General features: G+C 69.8%; 22 protein-coding genes. 18 read left to right on the top strand and 4 right to left on the bottom strand.

Going from position 1 to position 13,528, the window contains the following annotated elements; all coding sequences use genetic code 11:
* Positions 1–312 precede the first annotated feature (312 nt).
* The 17 genes from CXH06_RS16620 (at position 313) to CXH06_RS16540 (ending at position 9,065) form a co-directional block, all read left to right on the top strand.
* Positions 313–822 carry a hypothetical protein gene (locus CXH06_RS16620; protein WP_114856316.1) on the top strand — a complete coding sequence of 170 codons (510 nt, stop codon included), beginning with the start codon at positions 313–315 and terminating at the stop codon, positions 820–822.
* Positions 819–1,748 (top strand): DUF3560 domain-containing protein, encoded by a 930-nt coding sequence (locus tag CXH06_RS16615; RefSeq protein WP_114856315.1) that lies wholly within the window; start codon positions 819–821, stop codon positions 1,746–1,748. The genes CXH06_RS16620 and CXH06_RS16615 overlap by 4 nt, the downstream gene beginning before the upstream one ends.
* Before the next feature lie 143 nt (positions 1,749–1,891).
* Complete coding sequence (locus CXH06_RS16610) at positions 1,892–2,185, top strand: hypothetical protein (RefSeq protein ID WP_114856314.1); 294 nt, start codon at positions 1,892–1,894, stop codon at positions 2,183–2,185.
* A gap of 174 nt (positions 2,186–2,359) precedes the next feature.
* Positions 2,360–2,746 (top strand): hypothetical protein, encoded by a 387-nt coding sequence (locus CXH06_RS16605; RefSeq protein ID WP_114856313.1) that lies wholly within the window; start codon positions 2,360–2,362, stop codon positions 2,744–2,746.
* A gap of 2 nt (positions 2,747–2,748) precedes the next feature.
* A complete protein-coding gene (locus tag CXH06_RS16600) occupies positions 2,749–3,000 on the top strand; it encodes a hypothetical protein (RefSeq protein ID WP_114856312.1) in 252 nt (83 codons plus the stop codon).
* A gap of 2 nt (positions 3,001–3,002) precedes the next feature.
* Entirely contained in the window at positions 3,003–3,656 is a 654-nt protein-coding gene (locus CXH06_RS16595) for a hypothetical protein (RefSeq protein WP_114856311.1), read from the top strand.
* Positions 3,657–3,777: 121 nt separating this feature from the next.
* Entirely contained in the window at positions 3,778–4,161 is a 384-nt protein-coding gene (locus CXH06_RS16590) for a hypothetical protein (protein WP_114856310.1), read from the top strand.
* Between the two features lie 55 nt (positions 4,162–4,216).
* Positions 4,217–4,444 carry a hypothetical protein gene (locus CXH06_RS16585; RefSeq protein ID WP_114856309.1) on the top strand — a complete coding sequence of 76 codons (228 nt, stop codon included), beginning with the start codon at positions 4,217–4,219 and terminating at the stop codon, positions 4,442–4,444.
* A 14-nt stretch (positions 4,445–4,458) separates the two neighbouring features.
* Entirely contained in the window at positions 4,459–4,839 is a 381-nt protein-coding gene (locus CXH06_RS16580) for a hypothetical protein (RefSeq protein ID WP_114856308.1), read from the top strand.
* A complete protein-coding gene (locus CXH06_RS16575; RefSeq protein WP_114856307.1) occupies positions 4,836–5,078 on the top strand; it encodes a hypothetical protein in 243 nt (80 codons plus the stop codon). The genes CXH06_RS16580 and CXH06_RS16575 overlap by 4 nt, the downstream gene beginning before the upstream one ends.
* 150 nt (positions 5,079–5,228) lie before the next feature.
* Positions 5,229–5,624 (top strand): DUF3846 domain-containing protein, encoded by a 396-nt coding sequence (locus tag CXH06_RS16570; RefSeq protein ID WP_114856306.1) that lies wholly within the window; start codon positions 5,229–5,231, stop codon positions 5,622–5,624.
* A gap of 58 nt (positions 5,625–5,682) precedes the next feature.
* Positions 5,683–6,027 (top strand): hypothetical protein, encoded by a 345-nt coding sequence (locus CXH06_RS16565; protein WP_114856305.1) that lies wholly within the window; start codon positions 5,683–5,685, stop codon positions 6,025–6,027.
* A 228-nt stretch (positions 6,028–6,255) separates the two neighbouring features.
* A complete protein-coding gene (locus tag CXH06_RS16560) occupies positions 6,256–6,576 on the top strand; it encodes a hypothetical protein (protein ID WP_114856304.1) in 321 nt (106 codons plus the stop codon).
* 34 nt (positions 6,577–6,610) lie between these two features.
* Positions 6,611–7,432: an endonuclease domain-containing protein gene (locus tag CXH06_RS16555; RefSeq protein ID WP_114856303.1), complete on the top strand. Its 822-nt coding sequence runs from the start codon at positions 6,611–6,613 to the stop codon at positions 7,430–7,432.
* 66 nt (positions 7,433–7,498) lie between these two features.
* Complete coding sequence (locus tag CXH06_RS16550) at positions 7,499–7,744, top strand: AlpA family transcriptional regulator (RefSeq protein ID WP_114856302.1); 246 nt, start codon at positions 7,499–7,501, stop codon at positions 7,742–7,744.
* A gap of 154 nt (positions 7,745–7,898) precedes the next feature.
* The gene (locus CXH06_RS16545) at positions 7,899–8,147 is read left to right on the top strand and encodes a glutaredoxin family protein (protein ID WP_114856301.1); all 249 of its coding nucleotides are present in this window, start codon (positions 7,899–7,901) and stop codon (positions 8,145–8,147) included.
* 108 nt (positions 8,148–8,255) lie between these two features.
* A complete protein-coding gene (locus tag CXH06_RS16540) occupies positions 8,256–9,065 on the top strand; it encodes a hypothetical protein (RefSeq protein WP_114856300.1) in 810 nt (269 codons plus the stop codon).
* Here CXH06_RS16540 and CXH06_RS16535 read toward each other — a convergent pair.
* The 4 genes from CXH06_RS16535 to CXH06_RS16520 are packed head-to-tail and all read right to left on the bottom strand — an operon-like array spanning position 9,056 to position 12,776.
* Entirely contained in the window at positions 9,056–9,325 is a 270-nt protein-coding gene (locus CXH06_RS16535) for a hypothetical protein (protein WP_114856299.1), read from the bottom strand. The genes CXH06_RS16540 and CXH06_RS16535 overlap by 10 nt on opposite strands.
* On the bottom strand, positions 9,325–10,044 hold the full coding sequence (locus CXH06_RS16530; protein ID WP_114856298.1) for an HNH endonuclease family protein: 720 nt from the start codon (positions 10,042–10,044) through the stop codon (positions 9,325–9,327). Before CXH06_RS16530 ends, CXH06_RS16535 begins: the two co-directional genes overlap by 1 nt.
* Positions 10,041–10,643: an exonuclease domain-containing protein gene (locus CXH06_RS16525; RefSeq protein WP_114856297.1), complete on the bottom strand. Its 603-nt coding sequence runs from the start codon at positions 10,641–10,643 to the stop codon at positions 10,041–10,043. The genes CXH06_RS16530 and CXH06_RS16525 overlap by 4 nt, the downstream gene beginning before the upstream one ends.
* 51 nt (positions 10,644–10,694) lie before the next feature.
* A complete protein-coding gene (locus CXH06_RS16520) occupies positions 10,695–12,776 on the bottom strand; it encodes an FtsK/SpoIIIE domain-containing protein (RefSeq protein ID WP_114856296.1) in 2,082 nt (693 codons plus the stop codon).
* Between the two features lie 443 nt (positions 12,777–13,219).
* Here CXH06_RS16520 and CXH06_RS16515 point away from each other — a divergent pair, with 443 nt between their 5' ends.
* Complete coding sequence (locus CXH06_RS16515) at positions 13,220–13,468, top strand: hypothetical protein (protein WP_114856295.1); 249 nt, start codon at positions 13,220–13,222, stop codon at positions 13,466–13,468.
* Positions 13,469–13,528 lie beyond the last annotated feature (60 nt).

Genomic DNA, 13,528 nt, shown 5'->3' with positions numbered 1-13,528 from the left:
CCGGCGGCCGGGGGAGCCAGGCTGCGCCTGGCTCTTCCTGCGCCCCGCCAGGGCGGGGCGGTCGGCGTCCGTGCTCCGGCGCTGCGCGCCGGTGCCGGGTGCCGGTAAGTGGGTGGTGACGGGTGGAGTCTGGATTAGGCGTTGACCTGGTCTTTCGGGTTCGGCCGGATCCTCCCCTGTGTTCTCGTAGGTTCGTAGTCTCGTAATCTCGTAGGTTCGTACTCTCATGTTTCCGCTTTGGTGTTGACACTAGGCGTGGCCGGGCCTACGGTGGGTAACTGTCAGAACGAAACACCCACCACAGGAGGACTCATGTCCACCGCCCCCTCCCCGGACACCCGGGCCATCCACAGAGTGCTCCAGCAGGTGCTGGAGCCCCGTCCCCCCGCTGAGGCTGACCTCCGGATCACGCACTCATTCCTCACCGAGGACCCGCGCAACGGGCTTCCCGCGTTCCACTACTGGGCCGCCGGGATCGACCCGGACGCCGAGGACTCCGCCGAGCAGATGGCGCAGTACCTCGCCGCTCCCCCGCAGACTCACCGCAGCTCGCAGGTCTACCGGGTGTGCCGCCGGCTCTCCATCTACTCGGACTTCTCCGAGAGCACGCCCTCAGAGGCCCCCAGGGAGGCCCTGGAGGACGTCAGGATCACCTACCTGCTCTGGGCCGCCCTCACGTGCCCCCACGCCCCCAGAGGCGTCCTGGAGCGCTGCAACGAAGCCGGACGCGTGAACCTCATCCGCGCCACCGGCAACCCCCTGTTCCAGTTCGCCATGCGGCGGCTCGCCGCGCGCCCGTCCACCCCGGAGGTTCAGCGATGACCACCCTGACCATCACCCACACCCACACCGAGGGAACCCTCATCGACGGCACGAGCCGCGGGGACGGGTCCGCGGACGCGCTCAAGGCCAACCGGTGGCGCTGGTCCCGCAACCTCGGCAGCTGGTACATCCCCAGCTCCCGGGACCATGACGCCCGCAGCTGGCAGATCGAGGCCACCGCCAGCCAGCTGCGCGAAGCCGGGTTCGAGGTCGAGATCGAGGTGGACAACACCGCCCGGCCCACGGCCGAGGTCGAGGCGGACAAGGCCGCTCGGGCGGCCGATCGGGCCGCGGCCCTCGACGCCAAGGCCGCCCGGCACCAGTCCGCCGCGGACGCCCACCACGCCGCGGCCGATCAGATCAGCTCGGGCATCCCCTTCGGCCAGCCGATCCTGGTCGGCCACCACTCCGAGGGCCGGGCCCGGCGGGACGCCGCGAAGATCCACACGAACATGCGCAAGGCGATCGACGCCGGGGAGGCCGCGCGCGAGGCGGAGCGGAAGGCCAACGCCGCCCGGGTCAACACCCGTCCCGAGCACCCCTCGACCACCGCGAACCGCCTCGACAAGCTCCGCGCCGAGCTGCGGAAGCTGGAGCGCCAGCAGCGGCCCGGGTACACGGTCGCCAGCGGCCCCGCCGTCATCGCCGAGGTCTCCCACGAGGACCTCGCGGACACGCCCCGCATGGAGCAGCTGCGCGAGCAGATCGCCTACTGGGAGGGCGTCCGTGCCCAGCAGATCGCCGACGGCAAGGTCCTGGACACCAGCGCCGCGAAGGCCGGGGACCTCGTGCAGGTCCGCGGCGGCACCTGGTGGCGCATCAAGCGCGCCAACACCAAGACCCTCACGCTCGAATCCGGCGGGTGCTCCATCCGCGCCCAGCGCCACCAGGTGACCGCGCTCCGCCCCGGACCGGACGCGGACTGATCTCCGGCGGGGGCGGGTGACCACCAGACCCCGCCTCCGCCGGACCTCCCAACCAACTAATTTCCGGTTTGATGTTGACAGTGAGGTGCGTAGCGGGCAGACTCGGAGAGGTCAGAACGAAACACCGCACCACGGAGGACCTCATGAACACCACCGGCACCGCCACCCTCGCCGCCGACCTGCCCACCCGCCTCGAGCAGGCCATCGACGACCTCCAGACCGCCCGCTTCTTCCTCCGCCTCCAGGACCGCAACAGCGCCCGCGACGCCCTGATCCTCTGCCGGGACGAGCTCCCCCGCGGAAGCCGCGCCCGCGACCTCACCCAGCAGATCCTCAACGAGCTGCGCCTCGGCATCCGCCCCACGTTCCACCAGACGGCGCTGCTGCGGGAGTACATCGAGGACGCCCTCGACGAGGCCCTCCGCGACCAGAGCTGACCGCACCCCGGGCGGGGCCGACTCCGGCCCCGCCCCCTCCGGAAGGACCCCGCCATGTACGACGACGAGCCCGACCTCGACCCCCAGCACTTCGAGAACCGCGCCCAGGACTTCGACGAGCACCTCGCCTACTGGGGCGAGGACGACGAGACCCGCTGACCCCGAGAGGACACCATGAGCACCCACTACGGCCTCACGATGAACGTCTACCGCTGCGCCAACGGCATGGACGCCACAGCCAACGGCATCACCTCCCACCACGCCGAGCTGACGATCATCGGCACGATCGACGAGTTCGGCACCTTCGCCCCCAGCCCCGAGCGGTCGCGCCTCCACCCCGCGACCGACACCGCCCCCGCCGTCGCCCTCCGCCGGAACAGGAGCACCCCCACTGCCCACCTCGTGCCCGTCACCGCCGACGGCGAGCCGATCGGCGGGCGCTGGTACATGGCGGGCGGGAACTTCGCCACCGGGGACTCCAGGATCGCCGACTACTACGCCCAGATCGGCCTGGAGCCGATCTACGGCGCGACCCCCGTCCACGACCGGACGGAGGGCTGATCGTGGCCGAGATCCTCACGCCCTACGACACCGGCGAGCGGGCCGAGCCCGCGCTCTGGCAGCGCAGCCGGGCCGAGGTCCTCCAGGTGATGCGCCACGGCGAGGCCGAGGACATCGGCAACGTCGACTTCGACGACGACGAGGGGACCACCGTCGCCACCGTCCACGTCTCCCGGGACCCCGACGGCGGGCACACCGTGCACGTCATCCCCCACACCGACACCATCCGCCTCGACCTGCACACGGAGCGTTGACCATGACCACCTACGCCGAGTTCCGGGCCCAGTACCCCGACGGAGAGATCCCTGCGCACCTGCTGAGCGCCTACGACGACGCGCGCACCACGTGGGCACTCGACCTCGCGAGCGCCGCCGAGGCCGCGGCAACCGAGGCCGACACGGCCACCGGCCCCGACGCCCTGACCCGTCGGGCCGTCGCCGAGCTGCTCGCCGACACCCATGGGCTCCGCCGGATCCTCGACGAACTGATGACCCCCGTTCTGCGCCTCCGGGCGACCCCTGAATGGGAGATGGAGGACAACTTCTCCTTCACCGAGCGGGCCGTGGAGATGCTCGCCGCCTACCTCCCCGAGGTCACCCCGCACCAGGCCGCCGAGATCTGTGAACGCTTCGACCTGGAGTTCGACGAGATCGACACGAACTGGTTCCCCGAGCCCGCCTGGGACGTCCCCGACCAGGACGAGGAACCCCCCAGCGACGGCCCGCCCCAGGCCGCCCCTGCGGGCCCGAAGGACCCCGCCGAGATGCTCGGCGAGATCGAGGACCTGCTGGGCCCCCTGCGCGCACAGCCGCCCGAGAGCTGGGAGAACGATGCGTGCTTCTCCGTGGCCTACGGCCTGGCCGAGGCCCTCGGCGTCCCCCTCACCACCGACGACGAGGGCCCGCGCTGAACCACCAGCCAGCCGAGGACCGTCCACCCACAGATTGATTTCCGGTTTGGTGTTGACACTGACGCGCGTAGCGGGCAGACTCTGAGGGGTCAGGACGAAGCCCCCCACCACGGAGGACACCATGGACACCAGCACCCGTACCCGCGGCATCACGGCCACCCTCATCCCTGATCACGCGCTGCGCACCGCGATCGGCGCCCACCTCGGCCTCGACGCCGACAAGATCCAGCCCGAGCAGACGTGGCTGATCGACCGCGGCGAGGGCGACGGCCCGCGCTACGCCATCACCGGCACCGAGGGAGTGGGGCACGCCCCCACCGACGCAGACCCCTTCGAGGTGTGCACCGTCTACCTCGACGGGTTCTACCGGGTCCCCGTCGCCGCGCTCGTGGCCGCCGCCGACGGCGGCGAGACCTGGGACCTCGCCGACGTGGTCCGCAGTTTCGGAGCCCGCCTGGAGGGCAACTTCCGCAGCCTGCACCGCTGGGCCCTCCGCCAGCCCTGACCGACACCCCAGGGGAGGGGCGACACATCGCCCCTCCCCTCCCGAACGGAGCCCCATGACCCACGCCGACCTTCCCGCCACCCGCCACGACTTCCTGCTCGCCTCGCTCGCCAAGCCGGGCGACTCCCACACCCTCCCCGGCGAGGCCCCCTCGATCATCACGAAGGTCGAGGAGGGGATCGACTTCAACTTCCGCCGCCGCGTCCTGATCTACACCGAGGCCTCCGGCCCCGTCCCCATCGACTACTCGCCCCGCGCCTACATCCCCGTCACGCCCGCCTGACCGAGAGGACCACCATGAGCACCCACCGCCGCGGCGAGATGACCCTCACCGCCGAGCAGCGCGCCACCCAGCCCGACGCCGCCGGGTACGCCTGGACCATCACCGAGGACCAGATCAACACCGACGGCGTCGTCCCCAGCCGCGTCGGCACCCTCGGCCCCGCCGACGCCCACGAGAGCCTCTGCGAGGCCGTCCAGAAGCCGGGCCAGCACCGCGTGCGCTTCCGCATGTACGACGACGACGGGATCTACTACTACGGCGGGTTCCTGACCTACGACCCCGAGCTGACCGAGCACCTCGAACCCTCGTGGCAGCCGGTCCAGGACTTCGGCATGCCCGACGCCGGATGCGTGCGGATCTCCTACCCCGACCGCCCCGCGCTGGACTGCGCATGACCGCCACGCGACCGGCCCTCACCGACGACGGCTGCACCCTAGCGATCGCTCTGCACGAGTTCGCGCAGAGATGGGCGGACGGCATGCTCATCGACGACCTGTCCGGCACGCTCACCTGCTCCGAGCTGGACGCGCTGACGGACCTCCTCGCCGCGCTCGGCGAGGAGACCGTGGCACAGGCCTGGACGGACTCGCACGCCCTGCACGACGAAGAGGGCGACGCCCACTACACCCACTGACCACCCCACCCCGGCGGCGGCGACCCTCCTACGGTCGCCGCCGCCGCTGCATCCCCGTAGCAACAGATTTCCGCTTTGCTGTTGACAGTGGGGTGGCGCGCTGGAATACTCAGAAGGGTCAGAACGAAGCACCACACCACGGAGGACACCATGTCGCACCTGATCCAGATCACCACCACCGGCGAGATCGAGACCCTCGGCTACGACGGGACCGCCCCGAGCCGCCCGCAGCTGCTCCGGGCTCTCAGCACCGAGGGCATCACCGTGGACCTCCTCGACGCTCCCGGCCACACTCGCAGCGAGCACATCACCGTCTGGACCGACGACGAGGCGAACACCAACGACGGACGGCTGAACTTCATCGCCAGCGCCTACGCGGGCACCCCGATCATCGGCACCGCGGTCATCTCCGGCTTCAACACCGAGACCGGCGACACCGTTGGCCTCACCGCAGACCAGGCCGCCGAGGTGCGCGACGAGATCCTCAGGGCTTCCGATCGGGTCTCCGAGCGCTTCGGCGTCCTCGCCCGCCTCGCCCAGCTCTGACCGATCCGAGGACCCCCGGGGAGCCTCCCCGGGGCCCTCCCTCCCAGAGGAGCCCACAATGGCCACTCCCTGCCCGTACTGCGCCGCGGCGACCACCCCGCAGTGCCCCGGCTTCCTCGCCCACCTCGGCGAGTTCCACTGCACCCGTGCCGCTGGCCATGACGGCCCGCACGTCGCCTGCCATCCGACGTTCGGCCGCCACCAGATCCGCACCTGGCAGCCGACCATGGACGACGTCGCACGGGATCTCGTCGAGCACGCCGCCGCGCTCCGCGCGAGCATCACCCGTGTTCGCGAGCACCTCGACGCGTACGCGCGCCATCCCCACGACGAACGCTGCGACGGCGACAACCCCTGCCCGCGCGACCTCGCCGAGGAGGTCCTCGCCCTGCTGCACACCTGACCCCATGCACCGGCGGACCGGAGACCATCCGAAGAAGTTTCCGCTTTAGTGTTGACAGTGAGTATGTCCGCCCGTAAGCTAGGAGCATGCCAGGAAGGAGGAGCCGCCCACCACCCACCAGCGACACCGACGTCGCCCCGAACAACAGCAAAAGTGTCCTGTAGCAGGACATGGGGGAGTGTGCCCCCCACCCCCCCCCCGACTGTTCCCTCACGAGAGGCTCCCGCCATGTGGAAGAAGAAGCCGGCCAAGCGCCGGCGCACCCAGACCTCCGACCCCCGGCGGTTCGATCTGCCCAGGATTCCGGCCACCCAGCTCCCTCAGCTGCCCATCGGAACATGGGTCCAGGCGCACAGCACCCTCGACCCGCTCCCCGAAAGTCAGGTCATCGGCGTCAAGAAGCTGACCACCAACGTGATCTACGAGCTCGGCTACATCACCCCGCACCCCAGGCGCCGTCGCCAGCCCCCGACGATCACCCGGCTCGGCGCAGCAGCCAGCCCCGAGAACATCACCGTCCTCGGCTTCATGATCGAGGACGCCCGATGATCCGACAGCGCCGCAGCGCCCGAGAGAACGCGCCATGAGGCAGGGCCTCCACAAGCTCGCTCCCGGAGTCGCCTGGGTGCACCGGCATCGCGGCCTCACGATGGACGCCCTCGCCTCCTGCTACGCGCTGCCACCCCGGGCCGTTGCACAGCTCCTCGAGCTCGGCGACGCTCGAGTTCACGCCCGGCGCGGCGATGTCCCGATCACGTCCCTCGAAGATCTCCCCGCTCACCGGATCGCGACCCTGCTGCCGGCAGCCGGCTACGGGCTCGGCCGCTACCCGGACCTCCTCGACCCCGACCTGAGCAGGGAGCACCAGATCGCGCGGCTCTCGCTGCTCGCCTGCGGGGTCCCGCGCCGCTCCGGCGCACCGAGCAGGACCCGCGACCACGCCAAGGAGGGCGAGGACGGCCTCTACCACCTGCGCAGCGACGGACGCATGGGCACCTGCGACCGAGGAGGCACCCACCGAGCCCCAGTGCGGCTACGACGGGACCGCCTGAGCTTGCGGCCGGAGGCCGTACCCGAGAACCTGCGCTGCGAGCCCGAGGACCGACGATGGGGCACAGACCCCGTGGCCCACACCCACCGGACCCCGCGCATGGCGCGCATCGTCGACGAGCTGCGGAACATGCAAGGGCTCTCCTGCGGGGCCTGCCACAAGCAGCTCTCCACGGTCATCGACCACGATCACGTGACGGGCATGGTGCGCGGGCTGCTGTGCACGCCGTGCAACGTTGCCGTGGACTCCTGCCCGCACCTCAGCGGCTGCCCCTTCGCGGAGTACCTCAACAACCCGCCGGCCCCCGCCGGGATCCGCTACCCCCGACACCGTCCGAAGCCCCCGGCCCGGTAGTCGCCGGCTCTCCACATCTCACGACCCTGACTTGCTGCGGCCTCGTCGAGCGGCTTCGCTGGGCACATGGACTCCTCTCCCCCACCGCACCCGGTTCTCGGTCGACGGTTCGTCCCGCTGAGCGAGGTGGCGGAGATGTTCTCGATCTCCTCCTCGCAGGCCTACGCGCTGGTGCGGTCCGGCGAGCTGCGCGCGATCCAAGTCGGCGGCCGGCGCCAGTGGCGCGTCGAGCTCAGCGAGATCGAGGCGTACATCGAGCGCGCCCACGCAGCAGCCCGCCCACATGTTGACACTGAGGGAACTAGCGCGTAATCTTGCAGGTGGACGACGACCCCTCAGGAAAGGAGCCTCCACCGCCGGCGGCGAGTCGACCACCGCCTGATCTCGTACCCATGGGAGTGTCACAACAGCACCCCTCAGACGCGGTAACAGGGTGACCACCTCTCCCAAGGAAGGGCAGCACCCCATGACCGACACGCTCACCATCTACGGCAAGCCCGACTGCATTCGCTGCGACCAGCTCGTGAAGTATTGCCGCCGCAAGGGCATCCCGTACCGCTACATCGACGTCACCCAAGACGCCGACGCCCTGGCTCTCGTCAAGAGCCTGGGCTACTCGGAACTTCCTGTCGGGATGATCGGTGATGACCACTTCCATGGCGTCCGACTCGACAAGATCCGGCCTCTCGCCCCTCAGCTGTCGAAGGCATCCTGACCTACTGACCTGTACCCTTGAGAGGCCCACCCTCCACCGTGGTTTCGTTCTGACAGATGAATCCTCCTGGAGGGTGGGCTTTCTCGTGCCCCACGAGGAGATCCCCCCTTGGACCAGCCCCAGCCCCTAGCCACCATCGCTGAGCGTGTCGGCATCACCGTGCGCACGCTGCGCAAGCACGCCGAGCGCGACGGGTTCCCCGCGCCCGCGGTGCGCTGCGGCAAGTGCGGCAGCGGTCTCCTCTACGACCTGGGCGCCGTGCAGCGCTGGGAAGAGACCGGCGACGGATCGGCGACGGCCGACGGAACGACGCGCACCGTGCAGCCGCTCTCAGTGCTCGCCGACGATCTCGACGTCACCGCGACGACGCTCTGGAAGCACTCGAAGCACGCCGACTTCCCGAGCCCGGTCGCGCGCTGCGGCATGTGCGCGAACTCCTACGTGTACGACGCCGAAGCCGTCCGACGGTACGAGGAGGGCGCACCGGTCGACCCGTCCGACCGGCTCGTCTCCCTCCAAGAGGCCGCCGACGAGCTCGAGCTCAGCTACGGGTCGATGAGGACCTACCTCGGCCGTCACGCGGACTTCCCCAAGCCGGTCAAGTACACCGGGCCGCGCCCTCTGTTCAGTCTCCAGCAGATCCGCTCGTGGCAGGACAAGCGCCAGCGGATGCGGTCGACCGTGGCCGAGGCGGCCGCGGGAGACACCCTCGAGGTCGAGGGACTGCTGACCCGCGCCGGCGTCGCCGCCGAGCTCGGCGTCAAGCTCGACACCGTCACGCGCTACCAGCGACGCGACACCGACTTCTCGAAGGACTTCCCCGAGTCGGTGCGGAAGATCGGCCGCTCCCGTCTCTGGGACCGCCAGCAGGTGCGTGCGTGGAGGGACAGTCGGCCCAGCGCGCAGCGTCAGGCCTGAGCACGGCGCGTCATAGCGACACGCCCCGCACACACCGCCAGCAGCAGCACCCCGGCCCCCACCAGCAGGCGAGGAAGGTCGAATCCGACCCCGGTCGTGGGGATCGACACCAGCGCCTCGGCTGAGGGCACCACGACCTGCCAGCTGAGCAGCTTGGCGATCGCGCCAGCGACAAGCTCGGGCAGAAGCGCCGGCAGCAGGAACACCGCGGCCACCAGGCCGCCGAACACGAGGATCACGAACTCCCAGTCCTTGTCCATCACAGGCTCCCTTCGCACTCATCGAGCTCGTCCTCGAGGGCGGACTTCTCCTCCGCGGAGACGCTGAGCTCGAACTCGGTCTTCACATCGATCCACTGGATGACGTAGCCGCAGCGGCCAGCGTCAGGCATCCACTCCTCCGGGCCTCGATCGCCCTTGGATCGGTTCGCGGAGGCGTCCACCGCCAGGAGGTTGCCCGAGGTGTTGGCGAACTCCTCACGGCGCTCCTCGGGCCAGCTGGAGGCTCCCTGCTGCCATGCACGCGAGAGCGGCACGACGTGGTCGATGTCCACGGTGTTCTCGCCCTTGACGAAGTCGATCGTGGTGCCCGTGTAGGGGTCCTCGATCGTCGCCTCGAGCACCACGCAGCCGTGGGTCCCCGGCTTGGTCGTGACCTCGACGGCGCCGGCGCGCAGAGCGTCGTTGCGCTGGTCGCAGCCATTGCGGTCGATGTCTGCCCAGCGCTGCCCGAACAGGTCCCGGTCGTAGCCGTCCTCGTGGCCGAGCTCGGCGATCGCGAGCGCGTCAAGGTCGCTCGAGGCGCCTGCGAGAGCGTCTGCGTCCACGTCCTCGTCCTGGGCTGCCGAGGCCGGGGAGCTGCCGCCCGAGGGCGCGATGTCCGGGAGGATCTCGTCCAGCCCCGAGGGCGCCATGTAGGCGCCGGCTGCGAGGACCAGGACCACGAGGCCGCCGAGTGCGCCTACGCCGCGCCGGCTCATCGCTGGACCTCCGTCAGGCTCTCCCACCAGCGCACGGTCCAGAGGGCATCGCCCATGGCGGTGTGGGCCTCCTCAGCAGCCGGAGGATCGACGTGCGCGCGGCGGGAGAGGTCGTAGGAGGAGGTCGGGATCTTCACCGATTCCCCCCGTGCGAGGAGGTGCGCGTAGGTCCACGTGACCAGGTTGATGGTGTGGTGGTGCCAGCGCGGCCGTAGCCCGTGCTGGCGGAGCAGCCATTCGAGGGCCCGGGCGTCGAAGTCGGGGTTGGAGCCGACAAGAACGGTGCCGGCGGTGAAGATCTCGACCGCCTGCGCGGCGTCGTGGCTCGGGTGCAGGGCGGCGATGTCCGACGGGGCAGCGGATCCGGTCCAGCGGGGGTGCCTCTCGTAGAAGCGGTTGACGCGCAGGGAGTCGGGCGACGCGTCGGACAGGTCGGGGTCGCGCAGCATGATGTGGAACCGGTCCTCGAGCTGCCCGGGGGTGCGCTTGATGAGCGCGATCTCCCAGGGCTTCGGGGTCGGCTCCAACATGGTCGTCTCCGTGTCGACGAAGACGAGGGGCAGGCCGGGATCGAGAGCGAGGTGCTGAGGGAAGTTCATGGTGTCTCCGGGGGTCGGTCAAGGGGATGGCGGGCGGCGGGCTGTGTCAGGTCAGTCGCTCTCCTCGGTCATCCGTCGCACCTCCAGCATGTCGTCAGCGGTCAGCGCCAGCTCACCGGCGTCGTCATCGTCGGAGCGCCAGGAGATCGAGATCATGCCCTCCTCGTCAGGGTCGGCGACGGCCTCCTCGACCACGACCCAGTCGCCGTCGACGTCGATCAGGTCTCCCGGCCGCAGTCGGTCGGCGCAGACGGTCTGCACGAGGCCGTAGTCGTCGGGCTCCTCGTCCTCGCGCACGAGCTGGAGATGGCGGTCCTCGCGCGGCTCCGGGGCCGGGGCGGAGGTCTCGCCGGCTGCCGCTTCGCGAGCGCTGCTCAGGTCGTCCAGGAGCTCATCGAGGGTGAGGTGCTGGTCAGCGTCCGGGCTCGGCACGCGACGTGCCTGGGTGATGGCTGCCCATGGGGTGTACAGCGTCGGATTGTCGTTGTCGTCGAGCCAGGTCGGCGAGTCCTCGTCCTCGATCTCGTAGGTGAACCGCTTGTGGGTGGTCGAGGTCGGGTACAGGCCCTCGAGGATCTCGATGTCGCCGGCCTTGCGGGACCGGGCGACCTTGCGGGGGTCCGGCGTCCAGTACGCCTGCGCCTCGGCCGGCTGTCCGTCGGGGCCGGTGGCGGTGCCGCGGCCGGGGATCTTCCGAGGGACGCTCGTGCCGATGTAGGCGGCCTCCCACATCATCTGTGCGCCCTGCGGGGAGAGGCGGCCCAGCGAGTGGCGGTCGCCGAGGTTGTCGCGGACCTCGCCGGAGAGCAGCTCCGCGTCCGGGCGCTGCATCCCGAATCGCAGGTGGATGCGGGCCTTGCGGGCGAGTCGTGCGAGCGAGCCGACGGCGTTGAAGATGGGGCACTTGCTGGGGGCGCCCTTGTGCTTGTTCTCGGACCACCAGGCGTTCACGGCGCTGCGGAACTCGGTGTACTCGTCGGCCAGCACGAGCAGGGGCTCGAAGTCGTCCTCGTCGGCGCCGGCCGTCTCGATCAGGCGGTAGCGGTGTTCCATGAGCTCGAAGGCGTCCCAGATCATCGCGATCTGGTCCTCGACGGTGGTGGCGACGACCTGGACGTTGGGCCACTTCCGGATCCCGAGGAACTCGACGCGCTTCGGGTCCGCGACCCAGACCGCCCAGTTGCGGCCGGCGAACTCCATGCAGGTCCCGAGGAGCACGACGGTCTTGCCGGTTCCCGTCCGTCCGGTGGTCAGACCGTGCGGGTCCGTGGAGCGCAGGTCCCAGAACACGGTGTCGCCGTCCTCGGTGACGGCGCTGGGGATGAGATACCTATTCTCGTCGGTGACGTTGATTTTGGGGTGGGGAACGGCGGCGGGGAATTCCGTGCGGAGCCGGAAGGTCGCTGTGGAATTCTCGATGTCCCAGGAGGAGCGCCAGCGGCCGGGAAGGGTGCCGGTGACGACGCGTTCAACGCTCTGGCGCTTCATGCGGCTGACGAGCTTGACGGCGATCTCGTTGGGGAATTCGACCTGGATGCTGCTCAGGGAGTCGCCCTCTCCCCACGAATAGGTGGCGCTGGATTCCTTGCCGAGCAGCTCGCGGATCACCACATCGGCCTTGTGTGCGAGAGCGGCACGCGGGGAGTCATCGGTGATCTCCTCCTCACTGATCGCGGGGATCAGGTACACGCGTTTGCGGGCGCTCTGGTGCTTCTCGACCTTGTAGTCGACGCCCACGCGCGCCTCCACAGTTGCCGTCAGCTGCTGCATCCACTTCGGGTCCCAGTCGCGGGAGGCGGCGGCGTAGCGGACCTCGATCCGTCCCGGGCGGGGATGGATGTACTCGCGCTTGGCCCAGCGCGAGCAGCGGACCTCCACCCCGATCCCCATGAGCGGGACGAGGCCCTCGACGAGATCGCTCCGGAGCTGCCTTCGCTTGGCGCCTCGCCATTGAGTGAACCCCACGACGGCGAGGGGCGGGGCGACGCACGCGGCGGCGCCGACCAAGGGGACGTCGTTCATCATCAGGGTGCCGCCGGCGATGAGGGTCGCGCCGGCCCCGAGAGTGCCCAGGGGCAGAGGGGAGCTCGAGCGGCCGGCTCGTCTCCGATCGATCGCCGGTGCTTGCGTCATGAGAGGTCCTCCAGGTCTGGAACGAGGGTCACTCTCTTACCGCGTCGGGTGGGGGTCGTTGTGACCGCCGCGGAGAAGTTCCGTGTCGGCTCGTCGGCCTGCGCCGGTGTGCACTCGTCACCTCGGAGAGTCGGAGACTCGCGGCTTCGTGAGCTCGTCACCTCGTCTCCCTGGAGCTTCGGACCCTCGTGGGTTCGGGACCTCGGAGGTTCCCAGACCCGTGGCTTCGGGCCCTCGGAGGTTCGTAGGTTCGGGACCTCGTTTGGTCGCGCATGCTAGGCTCAGCGATACATGGTTCTCGTAGAGGTTCTGGATCGCTGGACTAGCATCGCTCCCGCACTCCAGAGACTCTCCCCCAGCTCTTTCCCCCTCTCTCCGGGCCCTCCAGAACCCGTCGAGCAGAGCGATCGGCACCCTGATATCGCCAGCCGTACGATGCGGCCATGGATCACAACGTCTACGCCCTCCTCGAGGTCCGCAACCTCGGGACCCCTGATGCGACGGTCGACCTCTACAAGGTGTGCCCGACCTACGAAGATGCCCTGGAGGTCTACCGGGAACGGCGTGGGGAGCCGCAATCCGTGCGCGAGAGCAGCGGTGCAGCAGGCACAACGTGGTGGCTCGATGAGGACGACTCCGGGTCCGCGACGATCACCCGGTACACGCTGCACGGTCCGCTCGAGGAGGCCTGATCCCGGCTCAGGCGCTGCCCGCAGCCCTTGTCAGCTGACGGCTCGACCCGCGATCACGGA

This window comes from Brachybacterium sp. YJGR34 (assembly GCF_003347015.1).
Taxonomy (GTDB): domain Bacteria; phylum Actinomycetota; class Actinomycetes; order Actinomycetales; family Dermabacteraceae; genus Brachybacterium.
Note: the sequence above shows the minus strand (reverse complement) of the source record. Positions and strands in the feature narration are given on the sequence as shown.

Coding starts and splice junctions, on each gene's coding strand:
- CXH06_RS16525 (WP_114856297.1), bottom strand. CDS start 10,643: ATGAACTTCCCTCAGCACCTCGCTCTCGATCCCGGCCTGCCCCTCGTC.
- CXH06_RS16530 (WP_114856298.1), bottom strand. CDS start 10,044: ATGAGCCGGCGCGGCGTAGGCGCACTCGGCGGCCTCGTGGTCCTGGTC.
- CXH06_RS16535 (WP_114856299.1), bottom strand. CDS start 9,325: ATGGACAAGGACTGGGAGTTCGTGATCCTCGTGTTCGGCGGCCTGGTG.
- CXH06_RS16565 (WP_114856305.1), top strand. CDS start 5,683: ATGGCCACTCCCTGCCCGTACTGCGCCGCGGCGACCACCCCGCAGTGC.
- CXH06_RS16520 (WP_114856296.1), bottom strand. CDS start 12,776: ATGACGCAAGCACCGGCGATCGATCGGAGACGAGCCGGCCGCTCGAGC.
- CXH06_RS16575 (WP_114856307.1), top strand. CDS start 4,836: ATGACCGCCACGCGACCGGCCCTCACCGACGACGGCTGCACCCTAGCG.
- CXH06_RS16570 (WP_114856306.1), top strand. CDS start 5,229: ATGTCGCACCTGATCCAGATCACCACCACCGGCGAGATCGAGACCCTC.
- CXH06_RS16550 (WP_114856302.1), top strand. CDS start 7,499: ATGGACTCCTCTCCCCCACCGCACCCGGTTCTCGGTCGACGGTTCGTC.
- CXH06_RS16555 (WP_114856303.1), top strand. CDS start 6,611: ATGAGGCAGGGCCTCCACAAGCTCGCTCCCGGAGTCGCCTGGGTGCAC.
- CXH06_RS16585 (WP_114856309.1), top strand. CDS start 4,217: ATGACCCACGCCGACCTTCCCGCCACCCGCCACGACTTCCTGCTCGCC.
- CXH06_RS16590 (WP_114856310.1), top strand. CDS start 3,778: ATGGACACCAGCACCCGTACCCGCGGCATCACGGCCACCCTCATCCCT.
- CXH06_RS16610 (WP_114856314.1), top strand. CDS start 1,892: ATGAACACCACCGGCACCGCCACCCTCGCCGCCGACCTGCCCACCCGC.
- CXH06_RS16580 (WP_114856308.1), top strand. CDS start 4,459: ATGAGCACCCACCGCCGCGGCGAGATGACCCTCACCGCCGAGCAGCGC.
- CXH06_RS16595 (WP_114856311.1), top strand. CDS start 3,003: ATGACCACCTACGCCGAGTTCCGGGCCCAGTACCCCGACGGAGAGATC.
- CXH06_RS16620 (WP_114856316.1), top strand. CDS start 313: ATGTCCACCGCCCCCTCCCCGGACACCCGGGCCATCCACAGAGTGCTC.
- CXH06_RS16615 (WP_114856315.1), top strand. CDS start 819: ATGACCACCCTGACCATCACCCACACCCACACCGAGGGAACCCTCATC.
- CXH06_RS16515 (WP_114856295.1), top strand. CDS start 13,220: ATGGATCACAACGTCTACGCCCTCCTCGAGGTCCGCAACCTCGGGACC.
- CXH06_RS16545 (WP_114856301.1), top strand. CDS start 7,899: ATGACCGACACGCTCACCATCTACGGCAAGCCCGACTGCATTCGCTGC.
- CXH06_RS16605 (WP_114856313.1), top strand. CDS start 2,360: ATGAGCACCCACTACGGCCTCACGATGAACGTCTACCGCTGCGCCAAC.
- CXH06_RS16560 (WP_114856304.1), top strand. CDS start 6,256: ATGTGGAAGAAGAAGCCGGCCAAGCGCCGGCGCACCCAGACCTCCGAC.